Source organism: Psychrobacter sp. TB67, from assembly GCF_000511065.1.
Classification (GTDB): Bacteria; Pseudomonadota; Gammaproteobacteria; order Pseudomonadales; family Moraxellaceae; genus Psychrobacter; species Psychrobacter okhotskensis.
Genome location: NZ_AYYA01000076.1, coordinates 1 through 14,743, shown reverse-complemented (window position 1 = coordinate 14,743; position 14,743 = coordinate 1). Strand labels below are relative to the sequence as shown.

General features: G+C 43.1%; 15 protein-coding genes. 14 read left to right on the top strand and 1 reads right to left on the bottom strand.

Features of this window, described 5'->3' with window-relative positions:
* Positions 1-29: 29 nt before the first annotated feature.
* The 10 genes from clpA (at position 30) to W293_RS0113855 (ending at position 11,141) form a co-directional block, all read left to right on the top strand.
* Positions 30-2,597 carry an ATP-dependent Clp protease ATP-binding subunit ClpA gene (clpA, locus tag W293_RS0113900; protein ID WP_025653010.1) on the top strand — a complete coding sequence of 856 codons (2,568 nt, stop codon included), beginning with the start codon at positions 30-32 and terminating at the stop codon, positions 2,595-2,597.
* A 303-nt stretch (positions 2,598-2,900) separates the two neighbouring features.
* A complete protein-coding gene (locus tag W293_RS0113895) occupies positions 2,901-3,638 on the top strand; it encodes a uracil-DNA glycosylase (RefSeq protein WP_025653009.1) in 738 nt (245 codons plus the stop codon).
* Between the two features lie 15 nt (positions 3,639-3,653).
* Positions 3,654-4,244: a tRNA adenosine(34) deaminase TadA gene (gene tadA, locus W293_RS0113890; RefSeq protein WP_227502405.1), complete on the top strand. Its 591-nt coding sequence runs from the start codon at positions 3,654-3,656 to the stop codon at positions 4,242-4,244.
* A gap of 226 nt (positions 4,245-4,470) precedes the next feature.
* Positions 4,471-5,223, top strand: coding sequence for a (d)CMP kinase (gene cmk, locus W293_RS0113885; protein WP_025653007.1), 753 nt, complete (start codon positions 4,471-4,473; stop codon positions 5,221-5,223).
* A 287-nt stretch (positions 5,224-5,510) separates the two neighbouring features.
* Complete coding sequence (gene rpsA, locus W293_RS0113880; RefSeq protein WP_025653006.1) at positions 5,511-7,199, top strand: 30S ribosomal protein S1; 1,689 nt, start codon at positions 5,511-5,513, stop codon at positions 7,197-7,199.
* Between the two features lie 334 nt (positions 7,200-7,533).
* Complete coding sequence (locus tag W293_RS0113875) at positions 7,534-7,839, top strand: integration host factor subunit beta (protein WP_025653005.1); 306 nt, start codon at positions 7,534-7,536, stop codon at positions 7,837-7,839.
* Between the two features lie 98 nt (positions 7,840-7,937).
* Entirely contained in the window at positions 7,938-8,342 is a 405-nt protein-coding gene (locus W293_RS0113870; protein ID WP_025653004.1) for a lipopolysaccharide assembly protein LapA domain-containing protein, read from the top strand.
* Between the two features lie 73 nt (positions 8,343-8,415).
* Positions 8,416-9,114, top strand: a complete 699-nt coding sequence (pyrF, locus tag W293_RS0113865; protein ID WP_025653003.1) for an orotidine-5'-phosphate decarboxylase — start codon at positions 8,416-8,418, stop codon at positions 9,112-9,114.
* Positions 9,115-9,345: 231 nt separating this feature from the next.
* Positions 9,346-10,143: a metallophosphoesterase gene (locus W293_RS0113860; RefSeq protein WP_037026311.1), complete on the top strand. Its 798-nt coding sequence runs from the start codon at positions 9,346-9,348 to the stop codon at positions 10,141-10,143.
* A 161-nt stretch (positions 10,144-10,304) separates the two neighbouring features.
* Positions 10,305-11,141, top strand: coding sequence for a histidine phosphatase family protein (locus tag W293_RS0113855; protein ID WP_025653001.1), 837 nt, complete (start codon positions 10,305-10,307; stop codon positions 11,139-11,141).
* A 130-nt stretch (positions 11,142-11,271) separates the two neighbouring features.
* Here the strand turns inward: W293_RS0113855 and rpsT are convergent, their stop codons facing one another.
* Complete coding sequence (rpsT, locus tag W293_RS0113850; RefSeq protein ID WP_010200097.1) at positions 11,272-11,538, bottom strand: 30S ribosomal protein S20; 267 nt, start codon at positions 11,536-11,538, stop codon at positions 11,272-11,274.
* 482 nt (positions 11,539-12,020) lie between these two features.
* Here rpsT and W293_RS0113840 point away from each other — a divergent pair, with 482 nt between their 5' ends.
* From W293_RS0113840 to W293_RS16540, 4 genes are all read left to right on the top strand, one after another.
* Positions 12,021-12,722, top strand: a complete 702-nt coding sequence (locus tag W293_RS0113840; RefSeq protein WP_025652999.1) for an NAD-dependent epimerase/dehydratase family protein — start codon at positions 12,021-12,023, stop codon at positions 12,720-12,722.
* Positions 12,723-12,811: 89 nt separating this feature from the next.
* Positions 12,812-13,327: a ribonuclease E activity regulator RraA gene (gene rraA / locus W293_RS0113835; RefSeq protein WP_025652998.1), complete on the top strand. Its 516-nt coding sequence runs from the start codon at positions 12,812-12,814 to the stop codon at positions 13,325-13,327.
* Between the two features lie 100 nt (positions 13,328-13,427).
* Positions 13,428-13,943, top strand: a complete 516-nt coding sequence (locus tag W293_RS0113830; protein WP_025651076.1) for a helix-turn-helix domain-containing protein — start codon at positions 13,428-13,430, stop codon at positions 13,941-13,943.
* Positions 13,847-14,743: IS3 family transposase (locus tag W293_RS16540; protein ID WP_198015456.1), on the top strand; the 897-nt coding region annotated here is incomplete at its 3' end. The genes W293_RS0113830 and W293_RS16540, both read left to right, overlap by 97 nt.

Genomic DNA, 14,743 nt, shown 5'->3' with positions numbered 1-14,743 from the left:
TAAGATAGGTACAACCGTAGGAAGTCCTTATGTTAAGTCGTCATCTTGAAGTTTCTTTGCGTTTAGCAATGACACTTGCGCGTCAAAAATCGCATGAGTATCTCACTGTTGAACATTTATTGTTGGCACTGTTAGAAAACACTCATGCTGCCAATACATTAACGGCGTGTAATGCGAATGTTTCTACGCTGCGTACCGAGCTCGAGGCTTATATCAATAAGCATACGCCAACGGTAGACGCAGAAACGGAGCAATCACCACAGCCGACTCAAAGCTTTGATCGCATTCTACAACGCGCCATTTTTCATGTGCAGTCTATCGGTGGCGGTCGTTTGGTCGAAGGCTCAGATATTTTGGTATCTATGTTTTCTGAGCACGATACTTACGCGGTTTATTTGCTTAAAAAACAAGGCATCAGTCGCCTTGAGCTGACCCAGTATCTATCACACGGTCAGGACAAAGACGAGCCATCTGAGCCACGTGCTTCGATGACTGGTGAGCGCCGTAGTGCTTCTGAAAAGACCAGTAAAGATCCCTTGGTTGAGTTCGCTACTAACCTCAATCAGCGTGCCGCAGAAGGCAAAACGGATCCATTAATTGGCCGTGCTTCTGAGATTGAACGAGCGGCACAAGTACTTTGCCGTCGCCGCAAAAACAACCCATTGTTGGTTGGTGAGCCAGGGGTTGGTAAAACCTCTATTGCCGAAGGGCTAGCATGGTTAATTATCAATGATAAAGCACCTAAGCCACTCAATGGCTGTGTGATTTATAGCTTAGATATCGGCTCGCTCATCGCAGGCACTAAGTATCGTGGTGACTTTGAAAAACGTATGAAGTCACTGCTTGATGCCCTAAAGAATAAGCCCAACGCGATCTTGTTTATCGATGAGATTCACATGATTATTGGTGCAGGCTCTTCAATGAGTAGCAATATGGACGTGTCGAATTTAATCAAGCCAGCACTTGCTAACGGTGAGCTGCGTTGCATTGGTTCAACGACCTTTACTGAGTATCGTCAGGTCTTTGAAAAAGACCATGCGCTGTCACGTCGTTTCCAAAAGATCGATGTTAAAGAGCCAAGTGTCGATGACAGTATCGATATCTTACGCGGTCTAAAGCCGCGCTATGAAGAGTTTCATAACGTTGAATATACTGATGAAGCGTTGGTTACCGCTGTACAGTTATCTGCCAAGCACATTCACGAGCGCTTTTTACCTGATAAGGCAATCGACGTCATTGATGAAGCCGGTGCGTATAAGCGCCTAGGTGTGATTCCAGATGCCGACGACATTGAAGCAGAAGAGAGCTTCATTGCGGATTTAGAGCAGGACTTTGATGCTCAGATCGATGCCGATACTGAGGGTTTAGATGGCGACCTGAGCAGTGACGATGATAACGAGATGCAGGATGAAGCCAATACGGCAAAAGCCAATGATCGTGCTAAATCATCTGACGATTCAAAAGCGGTGAAAGCCAAGAAAAAACCACCGATGAAAATCGATGTGGCAGACATTGAAGCTATCGTGGCCAAGCTTGCGCGCATTCCGCCCAAGTCAGTATCAAGCGATGATAAGAGTATTCTTGAGCATTTAGATCGTGATCTTAAGCATTTAGTATTTGGGCAAGACGAAGCGATCGAGACGTTAGCAGATGCGATTAAACTGTCTCGTGCGGGTTTAAAAGCACCAGATAAGCCAATTGGTTCGTTTATGTTCGCCGGTCCTACAGGGGTTGGTAAAACAGAAGTATCGCGTCAGTTGGCAAAATTATTAGGCGTAGAGTTGGTGCGCTTCGATATGTCAGAGTATATGGAAGCCCATACGGCCTCACGTCTGATAGGTGCGCCTCCAGGCTACGTCGGTTTTGATCAGGGTGGATTATTGACTGAAAAGATCAATCAGCATCCGCACTGCGTCTTATTGCTTGATGAGATTGAAAAAGCGCATCCTGATGTCTTTAACTTGCTGTTGCAAGTCATGGATCATGGTACTTTGACAGATAATAATGGTCGTGTTGCTATCTTTAAGCAGGTGATTGTTATTATGACGACCAACGTCGGTGCTGATAGTATTAGCCGCTCTTCGATGGGCTTTACTCAGCAAGATCATAGCCGTGATAATACAGAATCGCTCAAGCGCGTCTTTACCCCAGAGTTCCGCAACCGCTTGGATGCTATCATCCAGTTCAACCCATTAGATACCTCAGTGGTGGTTTCAGTGGTCGATAAGTTCTTGGTTGAGCTACAAGTGCAGCTTGATGATAAGCAAGTCACGCTAGAGATCGATGATGAAGTACGTGATTACTTGGCCAATAAAGGCTATGATCGTTTGATGGGTGCACGTCCGATGCAGCGTTTGATTCAGGACGAGATCAAAAAGCCATTGGCCAGTATGATCTTGTTTGGAGACTTGGTTAACGGTGGGGTTGTCCATCTAACCCTAGAGCCTGAAGCAGGTGATGAGAAAGATGACGCTACTGTGAAACTAGACAAAAATAGTAACAAGTCTTCTGATAAGGGCTCAGCCGATAGTCGTATTATATTGACGGTCGTTGAGACCCATGAGCCGCATCCTGACTCTGAGTCACTAGCCAGCTAAGCGGTTTTACATTAGCTTTATAAAAACGGCTACCATATTTCTGTGGTAGCCGTTTTTTTTATTGCTATAATTTATTAACAAACCTCACAGCATTTTTTGTTACCATCAATCTTTAAACCACGCTATAGTCAGTGAAAAGTAATATCGAACCATCACGCCCTGCTGATATCCATTTTTCTTGCTTGCTGTACCTGCGCAGACAGAGATTAAAAAAATTGATATTAGCAATACCATCGCGTTTCTAGGATATTGTGACTGTAGTTGCGAAGTAATTATTCATAACAAATATAATAAGGATGTATCATGGAATTGTTCGACGAGCAAGCGACGAAAACCCCAGAGCAAAGGCAGGCAATTTTAGATAATGTCCGTCTACCAGCAGATTGGAAAGCGGCCCTAGCAGAGGAATTAACCTCTGACAATATGGACAATCTACGAGCGTTTTTAAAGGAAGCGTATCAATCAGATGAGAGCATTTATCCACCGGCTCCTTTGATGTTTAATGCGTTTAACCTAACCCCTTTATCAAAGGTTAAAGTCGTTATCTTAGGACAAGACCCTTATCATCGTCCAGGGCAGGCAATGGGCTTATCGTTTTCGGTGCCCAAAGCGATTCCCAAGCCACCATCACTCAATAATTTACTCAAAGAGATGGCCGATGACATTGGTACCAGCTATTCTGCACATGGGGATTTGACCTATTGGGCGCAGCAAGGGGTTTTATTATTAAATAGCTCATTAACCGTGCGAGAAGGTGAGCCGAACAGTCATCAAAACAAAGGCTGGGAGCAGTTTACCGATGCAGTGATTGATGTGGTCAATGAACAAACGGAGCACACCGTGTTTATATTGTGGGGCAGTAAGGCACAAAAGAAAGGCAAGTATATCGATACAGAAAAACATCTGATTTTAACGGCGGTGCATCCATCACCACTTGCTGCCAATCGTGGTGGGTTTTTTGGTTCCAAGCCATTTTCTAAAACCAATGATTACTTGGTACAGTATGGACAGACGCCCATTGACTGGCAATTACCACAATAAATGCCAAATAATTCGATGATAAATTTACAACTTCATCCGTTAACAGATAACCAACTCGCCACTATTGAAGTAGACGCTTCATTCGCAAGCAGTACGTTTTGGTCGCTAGAAGACGTGAAATGGATGCAAGAAGCACTGCTGCTGGCTAAACAAGGGGCTGCGCTCGGAGAGGTGCCAGTAGGCGCTATATTGGTTCACAATCAGCAGATTATTGGCCAAGGGTTCAATCAGCCAATTGGGCGCCATGACGCAACTGCTCATGCTGAAATTGTTGCACTAAGGGATGCGTGCGCGCGTTTAGAGAACTACCGTCTGCCATTACAGACAACGCTATACGTGACTTTAGAGCCCTGTACGATGTGTATTGGCGCACTCATTCATGGGCGTGTGGAAAGACTGATCTATGCGGCGAGTGAGCCTAGAGCGGGGATGGTAGGCAGTCAAATGAACTTAGCTGCACAATCTTTTTATAATCATATTATCGAAGTACATAAAGGCTTATGCTGCGAGCATAGCAGTCAAATGTTAAAGCATTTTTTTCGTGAGCGTCGCCAAGCTGCGAAAAAGAACAAGCTCAGCGACCATACCATCATCAGTAACAAATAAAATAGACATTCAACAAGATATCAGTCTTGTGGCTAGTGATAGCGTGGTTTTTTTGCTATAATATCGCCCTATTTGGTTGCTAATAAGTTAGTAGTCTAACAAGCAGTTGATAATTAAGTAAATATTGCGTAGTTACTGTTGCATCAAGTCGCTTTTGTTTGATGAGGTTTTTAGTATAAAAGCCGCCATATACGCAGTGCCTACTATAAAGTGATAAGTGAATCCTATGACCGTCTCTACACCTGCTAATGATAATAGCCAAGCGCAGCCAATGCGTTATCCTGTTATCTGTATTGATGGGCCAAGTGGCGCAGGCAAGGGCACGGTAACTTGGCGTCTGGCACAAGCATTGAATTATCAGCTGTTAGATTCAGGCGCTTTATATCGTATCGTTGGTTTAAAGGCATTTGAAGCAGGATTGATTACTGCCGATGCCAGTCAGTCGATTGATGAGACGGCTGTATTACAGTTAACGCAAAGTTTAGAGATTGCCTTTGTACCTAACAATGAGTCAGGGCGTGTCGATATCATCGTGAATGGTGAGGCAGTGGGTGAGCAGGTGCGTAACGAAACGATTGGTGGTTATGCCTCACAAGTGGCTGTCTATCCGACAGTTCGTCACGCTTTACTAAAGCTACAACAAGATATGGCAACCCGCTCAGGACTGGTAGCTGATGGTCGTGATATGGGTACAGTTGTATTTCCAAATGCTGACGTTAAAGTGTTTTTGACTGCTAGCGCGGCAGCCCGTGCCAAGCGCCGTGTTACACAGCTAACAGAAGCAGGTCAAGCGGCAGATTTTGAGGCAATATTAACGACGATTAAAGCCCGTGATGATCGTGATGAAAATCGTACGACAGCACCGTCAAAGCCCGCAGAAGACGCTTTAGTATTAGACAGCTCAACGCTTGATGCTGATGCGGTTTATGAGCAGATAAAAAAACATTGCCAGAATCAGGGTATTTGCTTTAATAGTTAATAGAAACAACATATTAAGCACTAAAAAGTTTCCTATATCTTTGATTTTAGTATAAAATTATAGTGTGTAAGATAAGGAATGACTAAAACGACATTGCAGTTTTAGTATGAAAAGACAATTGTTGTTAATGAGTTTAGTAAACATTGAGTTTACCAATAATGGGCTTGTTAACAACAACCGTTTTTTATATGACTATATAGGATATAAAACCAGTATTCCGTTTTATATAGTCATAAATTTGATCCGTACTGTGCTGGACAGGATACGGCTATACAAAGGTAGACATAATGGAATCATTTGCTGAACTATTTGAAGCGAGCATCGAAGAAACAGGTCTGGATATCGAGCGTGGCTCGGTTATTACAGGTACTGTTGTAGCCATCGATAATGATTGGATTACAGTAGATACTGGTCTTAAATCTGAAGGTATCGTCGCTCGTGAAGAGTTTTTAAGCGAAGAAGGCGAACTTGAAGTTGAAGTTGGCGATAGTGTCGATGTTGTGGTTGAAGCGGTTGATAATGGTATGGGTCAAACCTTACTGTCACGTGAAAAAGCCAAACGCGTTGAGACTTGGAATTTCCTTGAGAAAATCTCTGACAACGATGAGATCGTTAAAGGTATTATTTCTAGCAAAGTTAAAGGCGGCTTTACCGTAGATATCGGTTCAGTACGCGCGTTTTTGCCAGGTTCATTGGTTGACGTTCGCCCTATCCGTGATACCACGCATCTTGAAGGCAAAGAGCTAGAATTCAAAGTCATCAAACTTGATCAAAAACGCAACAACGTTGTGGTTAGCCGTCGTGCAGTTATGGAAGCTGAAAACTCAGCTGAGCGCGAAGAGCTATTGAACAAGCTTGAAGAAGGTATCGAGATCGAAGGTATCGTTAAGAACCTTACTGATTACGGTGCATTCGTTGACCTAGGTGGTATCGATGGTCTATTGCACATCACTGACATGGCGTGGCGCCGTATCAAGCATCCATCTGAAGTCGTTGAAGTTGGTCAAGACCTAAAAGTTAAAGTATTGAAGTTTGACCGTGAGCGCAATCGCGTTAGCCTAGGTCTAAAACAACTTGGTACTGATCCTTGGGATAACGTTGGCGGCACTTACCCAGTGGGTAGTGTAGTAAAAGCACGTGTAACCAACTTGACTGATTATGGTTGTTTTGCTGAGATTTCTGAAGGTATTGAAGGTCTAGTACACGTATCAGAGATGGATCATACCAACAAAAACATCCACCCATCAAAAGTAGTTCAAGTGGGCGATGAAGTTGAAGTAATGATTCTTGATATCGATGAAGAGCGTCGCCGTATCAGCCTAGGTATCAAACAGACTCTAGCCAATCCATGGGATGAGTTTGATAAGAAACACGAGCGCGGTGATAAAATCACTGGTACGATCAAATCAATCACTGACTTCGGTATCTTTATCGGTCTAGATGGTGGTATTGATGGTTTAGTTCATCTATCTGATATCTCTTGGAACGAAACTGGTGAAGATGCTATCCGTAACTACAACAAAGGCGACACCGTTGAAGCAATGGTATTGTCAGTAGATGCAGAAGCCAATCGTATCAGCCTGGGCGTGAAGCAGTTAAGCTCTGATCCATTCAACGAATACCTAGTCAACAATGACCGCGGTGCTATCGTTAATGGTAAAGTAAAAGAAGTAGACGCTAAAGGTGCTACTATCGAGCTTGCTGACGAAGTTGAAGCGTACCTACGTGCCTCTGAGATCCAACGTGACCGCGTTGAAGATGCGACCAAGCATCTAACGGTTGGTGATGACGTTGAAGCGAAGATCATTAGTGTAGATCGTAAAACACGCAACATCAACTTGTCTATCAAAGCGAAAGACGAAGCTGAAGAGCGTCAAGCGATTAAAGATCTTGGTAGCACTAGCACGACTGCTGCTCCAGGTTCTGATGCACAGCCAAAAACCATTGGTGACTTGATTAAAGAACAAATGCAGTAAGCGACAAGCTATTAATATAGTAGTAACAAAAAAAAGCGACTCCGGTCGCTTTTTTTTATGATCAAATTTACCTAAGTAGTATGAATGATTGAGGTTTTTGCTAAAACAGGCAAACTCTTATTTCCATTTATCCCAATATCCGCTATCATTTGCAACATTGAGTAACAAGACACCAGTCAAATCAAGATTCAAGCGATATTACGGCTTTATGGTAACAGCGATAAGTTTAAGTGTTTATGAGTTAACTCATTAGTTAGCCAAAAAATAAGCCATCGTAAAAACAGATTTTGACAGACAGTCATTTTATCCATTAATCAACAGGGCAAGCGTCATAATGCAGCAAGCGATTAACAAATCCGAATTTATTAGTAATTTGAGTGCGAATTGTGAAAATATAACTGATACAGTTGTAGATGATGCAGTACGTGAAATATTAAATTTGATGACCCATACTTTAGCCAATGACGGTCGGGTAGAGGTTCGTGGGTTTGGTAGTTTTTGTCTCCATCATCGCCGCGCCCGTATGGGGCGCAACCCAAAAACAGGTGAGAGCGTACCGGTACCCGCCAAAGCGATACCGCATTTTAAGCCTGGTAAAGCACTACGTGAAGCCGTCAATGATAAAGTAGCCAATAAATAGTACAGTAGCAGCTATGCTATAGATGTGTTTATTAATGACACACTTTAGACTGCTATCATTAAACTATGAACTCTATTCAAAACCGAGGTATACGTCTCATGCGCATCTTACTGCTGATATTACTGTTCTTAAGCTTTGCTTATTCGCTAGGTTTAGTATTAGCCAATAATACTGAGGTCGGTGTCAATTTATTGTTCTCACAAGCACCGACGATGAATTTAGGACTGCTACTGATACTTTGTTTGATACTCGGTATTATCATTGGTATTTTGTTAGCGTTGCTTATCTTCCGTGTGCTGCAAAATAAGTGGGAAATCTCACGCTTGCAAAAGGCCAATATACATCTACAAGAGCAATTGACGCAAGCCAATATCGCTATCGATCGTCAAGCGAATGCGCCTACGGTAGAAGCTGCAGTTTACGGGACAACTGAGACCCATGTACAAGACACAGCGGTTAATATAGATGAAGCCTCTACTTTGGCTAAGCATAGGCGAGATTAAATCGCTGAATGAGATGAATGATTAAGCTGCACCTATAGTGCTTTGAATACTCTGATATAAATATGGCAAAACCATGAATAATGTAATTAAGTCTCCCGTCATCGTCGCCTTAGATAATATGACCATGGTGGCATCTTTAGCGCTGGCTGATCAATTAGATCCAGCGTTATGTCGCTTAAAGGTAGGCAAAGAGTTATTTACCCGCTGCGGGCCTGATATCGTCAAGAACTTGCAGCAGCGCCAGTTTGATGTGTTTCTAGACTTAAAATTCCATGATATTCCTAATACCACAGCGCAAGCCGTACTGGCTGCCGCTGAGCTTGGTGTATGGATGGTCAACGTCCATGCCAGTGCTGGCCTCGAGGCGATGTCATTAGCAAAACAGCGCTTATTGGATAATAACCTTAATACCCTGCTAATCGCCGTCACCGTACTGACCTCTATGGATAATCAAGCATTGACGCAAACGGGTATTACTGATGGCCTGGATGTGCAAGTGAGTCGATTAGCACAGTTGACCAAACAAGCGGGGCTTGATGGTGTCGTTTGTTCAGCACAGGAGGCAAAAGTACTTAAAGCATTATGCGGTCAAGACTTTAAGCTAGTAACCCCTGGTATTCGCTTGTTAGATGATAATGCGGATGATCAAAAACGCATCTGTACCCCGAAACAAGCATTGAATGAGGGCTCTGATTATCTGGTCATAGGGCGCTCGATTACTCAAGCTAAAGATCCTGCTACTAAGCTACAGACGATACTTCAAAGTATTTGATCTTTTTATGGTAACAGAATAATAAAAAAAGGCGGCCTAAATGGCTGTCTTTTTTACTTTTTGCTGGTCGATGAAAAGGTGCTACACTAGTTAAATTTATACTGATACCTACCTTAAACATATGATAGGCAATTACAAATTCGCATCGTCTATTAACAGACAGCACGCGGCCTCTAGTTTTGCTTGCTGCTCAATTTTGAGAAATGGTATTATCAAATAATATTGGATAGTATGAAATTACAGATTTTAAGCGACTTACATATTGACAGCTATGCGCGTCAATCGCATCCCATGGGACATATTCCCAAAACCGACGCAGATGTGTTGTTAGTAGCGGGAGACACCGCTAACAGCGATAACGGCATGCCATGGTTGCAGGAGCAAGCAGCGCGTCTACAAATACCGCTACTTACTATTGCAGGCAACCACGAGTACTTTGATGAAGATGTGTTGCATTTTGATAAGAAGCTTGCCACTTGGGACAATTATAATGCCCACTTGCAGCAAGGCGTTCGGGTTTTACAATGCCAACATTTTGATATCGGCGAGGTACGAATCTTAGGCTGTACATTGTGGACGGATTATCAATATCAGGCCAATGAAGACACGATGGCCGCTGCCAGACGTTTTATGCGTGACTATAAGCAAATCTATGCTGGCAACGATCTTTTCTCTCCTGAGGTATCGATGCAAATCCATGCTGAGCAGCGGCAATGGCTAAAAAAAGCCTTAATAACCTCTAAAGGGTTGGGCAAAACAACTGTTGTCATGAGTCATCATAGTGTCAGCGCCTTATCGGTGTCTGAAAAGTACGCTAGCCTACCGAGTAATGCGGCATTCGTTAGTGATTTTTCTGGCTGGATGCATGAAGACTGGGCGCCGACGCTGTGGGTGCATGGGCATACGCATGAGGCATTTGATTATCGTATTGGTAATACTCGCGTGATCGTCAATCCGCGTGCTTATCCTAATGAAGTCAGTAGTACTGAGATAGCATTCGCATGGAATAAGGTCATTGATATTGGGTGAGTAGCGTGTCTCATAACAACCTTATGTCGCAAACAGCAGCAGGTTTGATTTTGCAATCATGATAATAATCTGTCTTAAACTCTAATCATTATTACTGCTTATATTGCAACTGGATTTATATTTTGTTCATTCCTGATAAAAAATCTGCTACGCTTGCTGGCATGAGTAAATATCCTATTGATACCCCGTCAAAACTATCCGCTGATAAGCTTGCGAGCCACACGCCGAGTGCCCCAGCACCGTCACACTTACCGGATAGCATGATCTCGTCGGTCCGCCTTTTGCCCGAAGATAAACGACTGATTTTATTTACCAGACACTCCTTGCGCGAGCGTTCTGATGGTAATGGTTTTGCCAGCTACCAGTTGCCACTGACACCAAAAGGCCGTGTACTGGCCAAATCTTGGGGGCGTTGGTTGGCAGGACATTTGCCATACTCGCTCGATGTCGATAGCATCTCAAGCCCGATTGGTCGCTGTATTGATACTGCGCAGCTGATGCAAGAAGGCGCGGGACTACAGCGCAATATCGCTCATCAGTCTTTGCTAGTAGAGCCTGGCAGCCTAGTCACTGAGCCTGAGATTGCCAACGTGGTATTTAAAGAGATTGGGGTGCTTAACTTTATCAATCGTTTCCTCCAAGGCAACCTCGAAGGCACTAAAAATGCCTATCAGGGTGGTCTCGATATCTTGTCGCTTTTTTATCAACATCAACCGCAGCACGGGCATTTAATGCTCGCTGTTAGTCACGATACTTTATTGTCTGCTTTTTTAGCGGTCATGCTTGATGTGACCGAAATCGATTGGAATGATTGGCCTAAGATGATGGAAGGGGTGTTTTTGTGGTTTGATGATAAGCCCTTTGAGCAAGCCAATGCTTATTTTGTTTGGCGCGGTGAGGTTTATATCCGCCCGATTAGCGCTTTATTAGAGGGCTACCGTGCTGCTGGTTTTCATCCGAATAAATTGCTATTGCCACCTGAAGTAAAGTGGACTTAATTGTTTTTTTTGCCAAATGATGAATAATTTCTCAACAGGCATAAAAAAACCTTGCTCCAGTATTAGAACTGGTAACAAGGTTTTAGTCATCACGCTATAAAGGCGAGATGCGGTCTAAACGCTAGCAATCTTAAGCTTGTAGACCTTTGATTGTTTTGTTTAGGCGGCTCTTACGACGAGCAGCTTTATTCTTATGAATAATACCTTTGTCAGCCATACGATCAAGAACCGGTACCGCTTTTTTGTAAGCTTCGGTAGCCGCGTCATAATCTTTAGCAGCGATTGCCGCATCAACACGTTTTAAGTAAGTACGAACCATAGAGCGTTGTGACGCAGAGTTCTGACGACGTTTGGTGTTTTGACGGGCGCGTTTACGAGCTTGTGCAGTATTAGCCACGCGTATCTCCTTGATAAAGACAGATAAAAATATGAATGTTGATTGCAATAATGGGTTTAACAATCATCGGTGACGAGCAGCCTCTCGCCAAACATGATGTCGATGTCTGATATTAAGACCTCTAATATCGATAGAACATCGCAAGCGCCAGAACTGTTTGGAATAATTAAACAGCGTTGACGTGTAAAGCCGGTTATCTTAGCAAATTATTGCGCTTAGGACAATATATTTGATAGTTAATGCACAAAGTAGTTAAACTATCTGCTAATATTTTGCTGTATTTGGCTATTAAGAGCAAAGTTGGTCGCCAAGCGATGCCTATTACTGACAAAATCTCTTACAATAAACTGTGTCTAACTGTGCCTAATAACCCTCAGTGATGCGTTAATTTAGGTATGATACATGAGCGATCTTTCTTTACGGATATGTCTTCTCATCATCATGGATTTTCTAACATTATACAAAATACAAATGGATAGGGTATGCAGCGAAAAGCAATTATGATTGGCGCGACAGGATTGGTAGGTCAACATCTTGTAAAGCAGCTTAGTGAGATTTATGATACGTTGATCGTGATTGCTCGGCGTCCACCACGCTATATCAATGCCAGTATGCGTTTTTATCAGGTCAATGATTTTGATAATTTAAGCGAAATCTTTGCCAGTGTTGGGGTTGATCGAACAACGGATGCCTTTAGTTGCCTTGGTACTACTAAGAAACAAGCGGGTAGTGATGAAGCTTTTCACAAAGTCGATCATGATTATAATGTCAATTTCGCTAAATTATGCCGCGATAAAGGTGTTGAAAACTTCTTTTTGCTGTCATCGATGAACGCTGATATCGGCAGTCGCTTTTTATACAATCGGGTCAAAGCGGAAACTGAGCAGTCGATTGTGGCCTTGGATTTTGCCCAGCTAGTGATTTTTCGCCCGTCTTTGTTACTTGGCAAACATAAAGGTCGTCCACTTGAAAGTATTGGCCAAAAAGCCTTTCAGCTTATATCACCGTTGGTGTCTGAATCGTTATCATTGCATCCTATTTCGGCCAAGCGTGTTGCTAGCGCTATGGCTATGAGCGCCCATGACATTTATCAGCGTAGCAAATACCGGACCGAACCGTTATTGGAGCACACGGATATCATTGAAAATAAGCAGATGCTGGCAATGACTAGAGTGAAAAAATAGCCTAAGCAGTACATAAAAAAATAGTTAAAATCAATTATAAGTAATTAAGGAGCCTCATCATGTCAAACACGATGCCAGAAGCAACCGCAATGAATAAAGAAAACTTTGTGACTTGCGATTTATTGGATGCCAACCCAGAGTCACAGGTGTGCTTGCCTAATATCGAAGGTAAGTCCTTTTATAGCTTTGGTGGTAAAGATAGGTTTTGCGGTGAAATCGTAACGGTCAAATGTTTTGAGGATAATAGCCGCGTAAAATCGTTATTAAATAGTGATGGCAAAGATAAAGACGGTAATGGCAAGGTATTGGTCGTCGATGGTGGTGGTTCTATGCGTTGCGCGCTGCTAGGCGATATGATTGCGCAGTCGGCGATTGATAATGGCTGGGCAGGGGTTGTGGTGTACGGCTGTGTGCGCGATGTTGATGATATGGCAGCAATGGATATCGGGGTCATGGCGCTCGGTTGTATCCCGCGTAAATCAACCCGCCGTGATGAAGGCCAAACTGACATCGAGATTAGCTTTGGTGATTTAACCCTAAATTCTGGTATGTTTGTTTATGCAGACAATAACGGCATTATCGCGAGCGACAAGCCATTAATTTAAAAACCGCTTATAATTTAAAAGCAGCTTAATGCATACAACTAAAAAACCTCAGCTTTGAACTGACCCCCATAAGTTGGACACAACTTCTGGGGGTTATTTTATGAAATACGACATAGACTTTAAGATCAAAGTCATAGCATACTATCGTCAAGGACATAGTAGCGGTGCGACAAGTGAGAAGTTTGGACTTGATAACAAAATGGTATCTAAGTGGGTTCAGCAGTATCAGCATAGTGGTATAGACGCCATCAAACCTAAGACTAATAAAACTAAATACAGTAGCGACTTTAAGTATAAAGTGATCGCTGTGATGTTAGCAGAAGGATTAAGCCAATCTGAAACCGCTCTTAGGTTTAATATCAGCTCACCTGCGCTTATTAGCCACTGGCATAAAGCTTACAGACTCCATGGTATGTCTGGACTCACATCCAAATATAAAGGTAGTCACCCCATGACCTCTCCTATCACAGACAAACCCGATAATGAAAAGACACTAGCAGAGCTCAAACGTGAAAACGCATATCTACGAGCGGAGAATGCCTATCTAAAAAAGCTCGATGCCTTGCTTCGGGAAAGGGAACACGCCGCGACAAAGCAAGGCTCATCGAAGGATTGAGACTAAAGCACACGTTATCTGACTTACTCAGCATAGCAAAGCTTGCGCGGAGTAGTTTCTACTACCATAGGGCGAGTCTTAGTAGTCAAGATAAATACGCCGAACTCAAACAGCGCATCCGTGATATCTATCATCAGCATAAAGGTCGATATGGCTACCGTCGAATCACCCAAACCCTTAAGAATGAGGGTCTCATTCATAACCACAAACTGATTGCACGGCTGATGGGACAGCTTAAGCTGACAGCGAGAATCAGACGACAAAGGTACCGATCCTATAAAGGAGCGTGTGGCGTCATTGCTAAGAATAGAGTCAAGCGCAAGTTTCGGGCGGGTGCGCCCAATCGCAGATGGCTGACAGACATTACTGAATTTAAAGTCGGCGATGACAAGCTATATTTATCACCGATACTTGACTGCTTTAATAATGAGATCATCAGTTATGAATTATCAAAACGACCTGTCTATGACTTGGTCAAACAGATGCTTGATCGTGCGCTTAAGGGCATACCAACAAAGCGCACCGAGCAGCTCACGCTGCATTCAGATCAAGGATGGCATTATCAGATGAAAGCGTTTGCGAATACGCTTAAAGAGAATAACATTAAGCAAAGTATGAGCCGAAAAGGGAACTGTTTAGATAATGCATTGATGGAAAGCTTCTTTGGGTCTTTAAAGTGTGAGACGATTTATATTAAGAAGCCGAAAACCATTGAAGATTTAGAGAAACAGATTCATGAGTATATGCATTATTATAATCATGAGAGAATTCAGCTTAAACTAAAAGGACTGAGCCCTGTG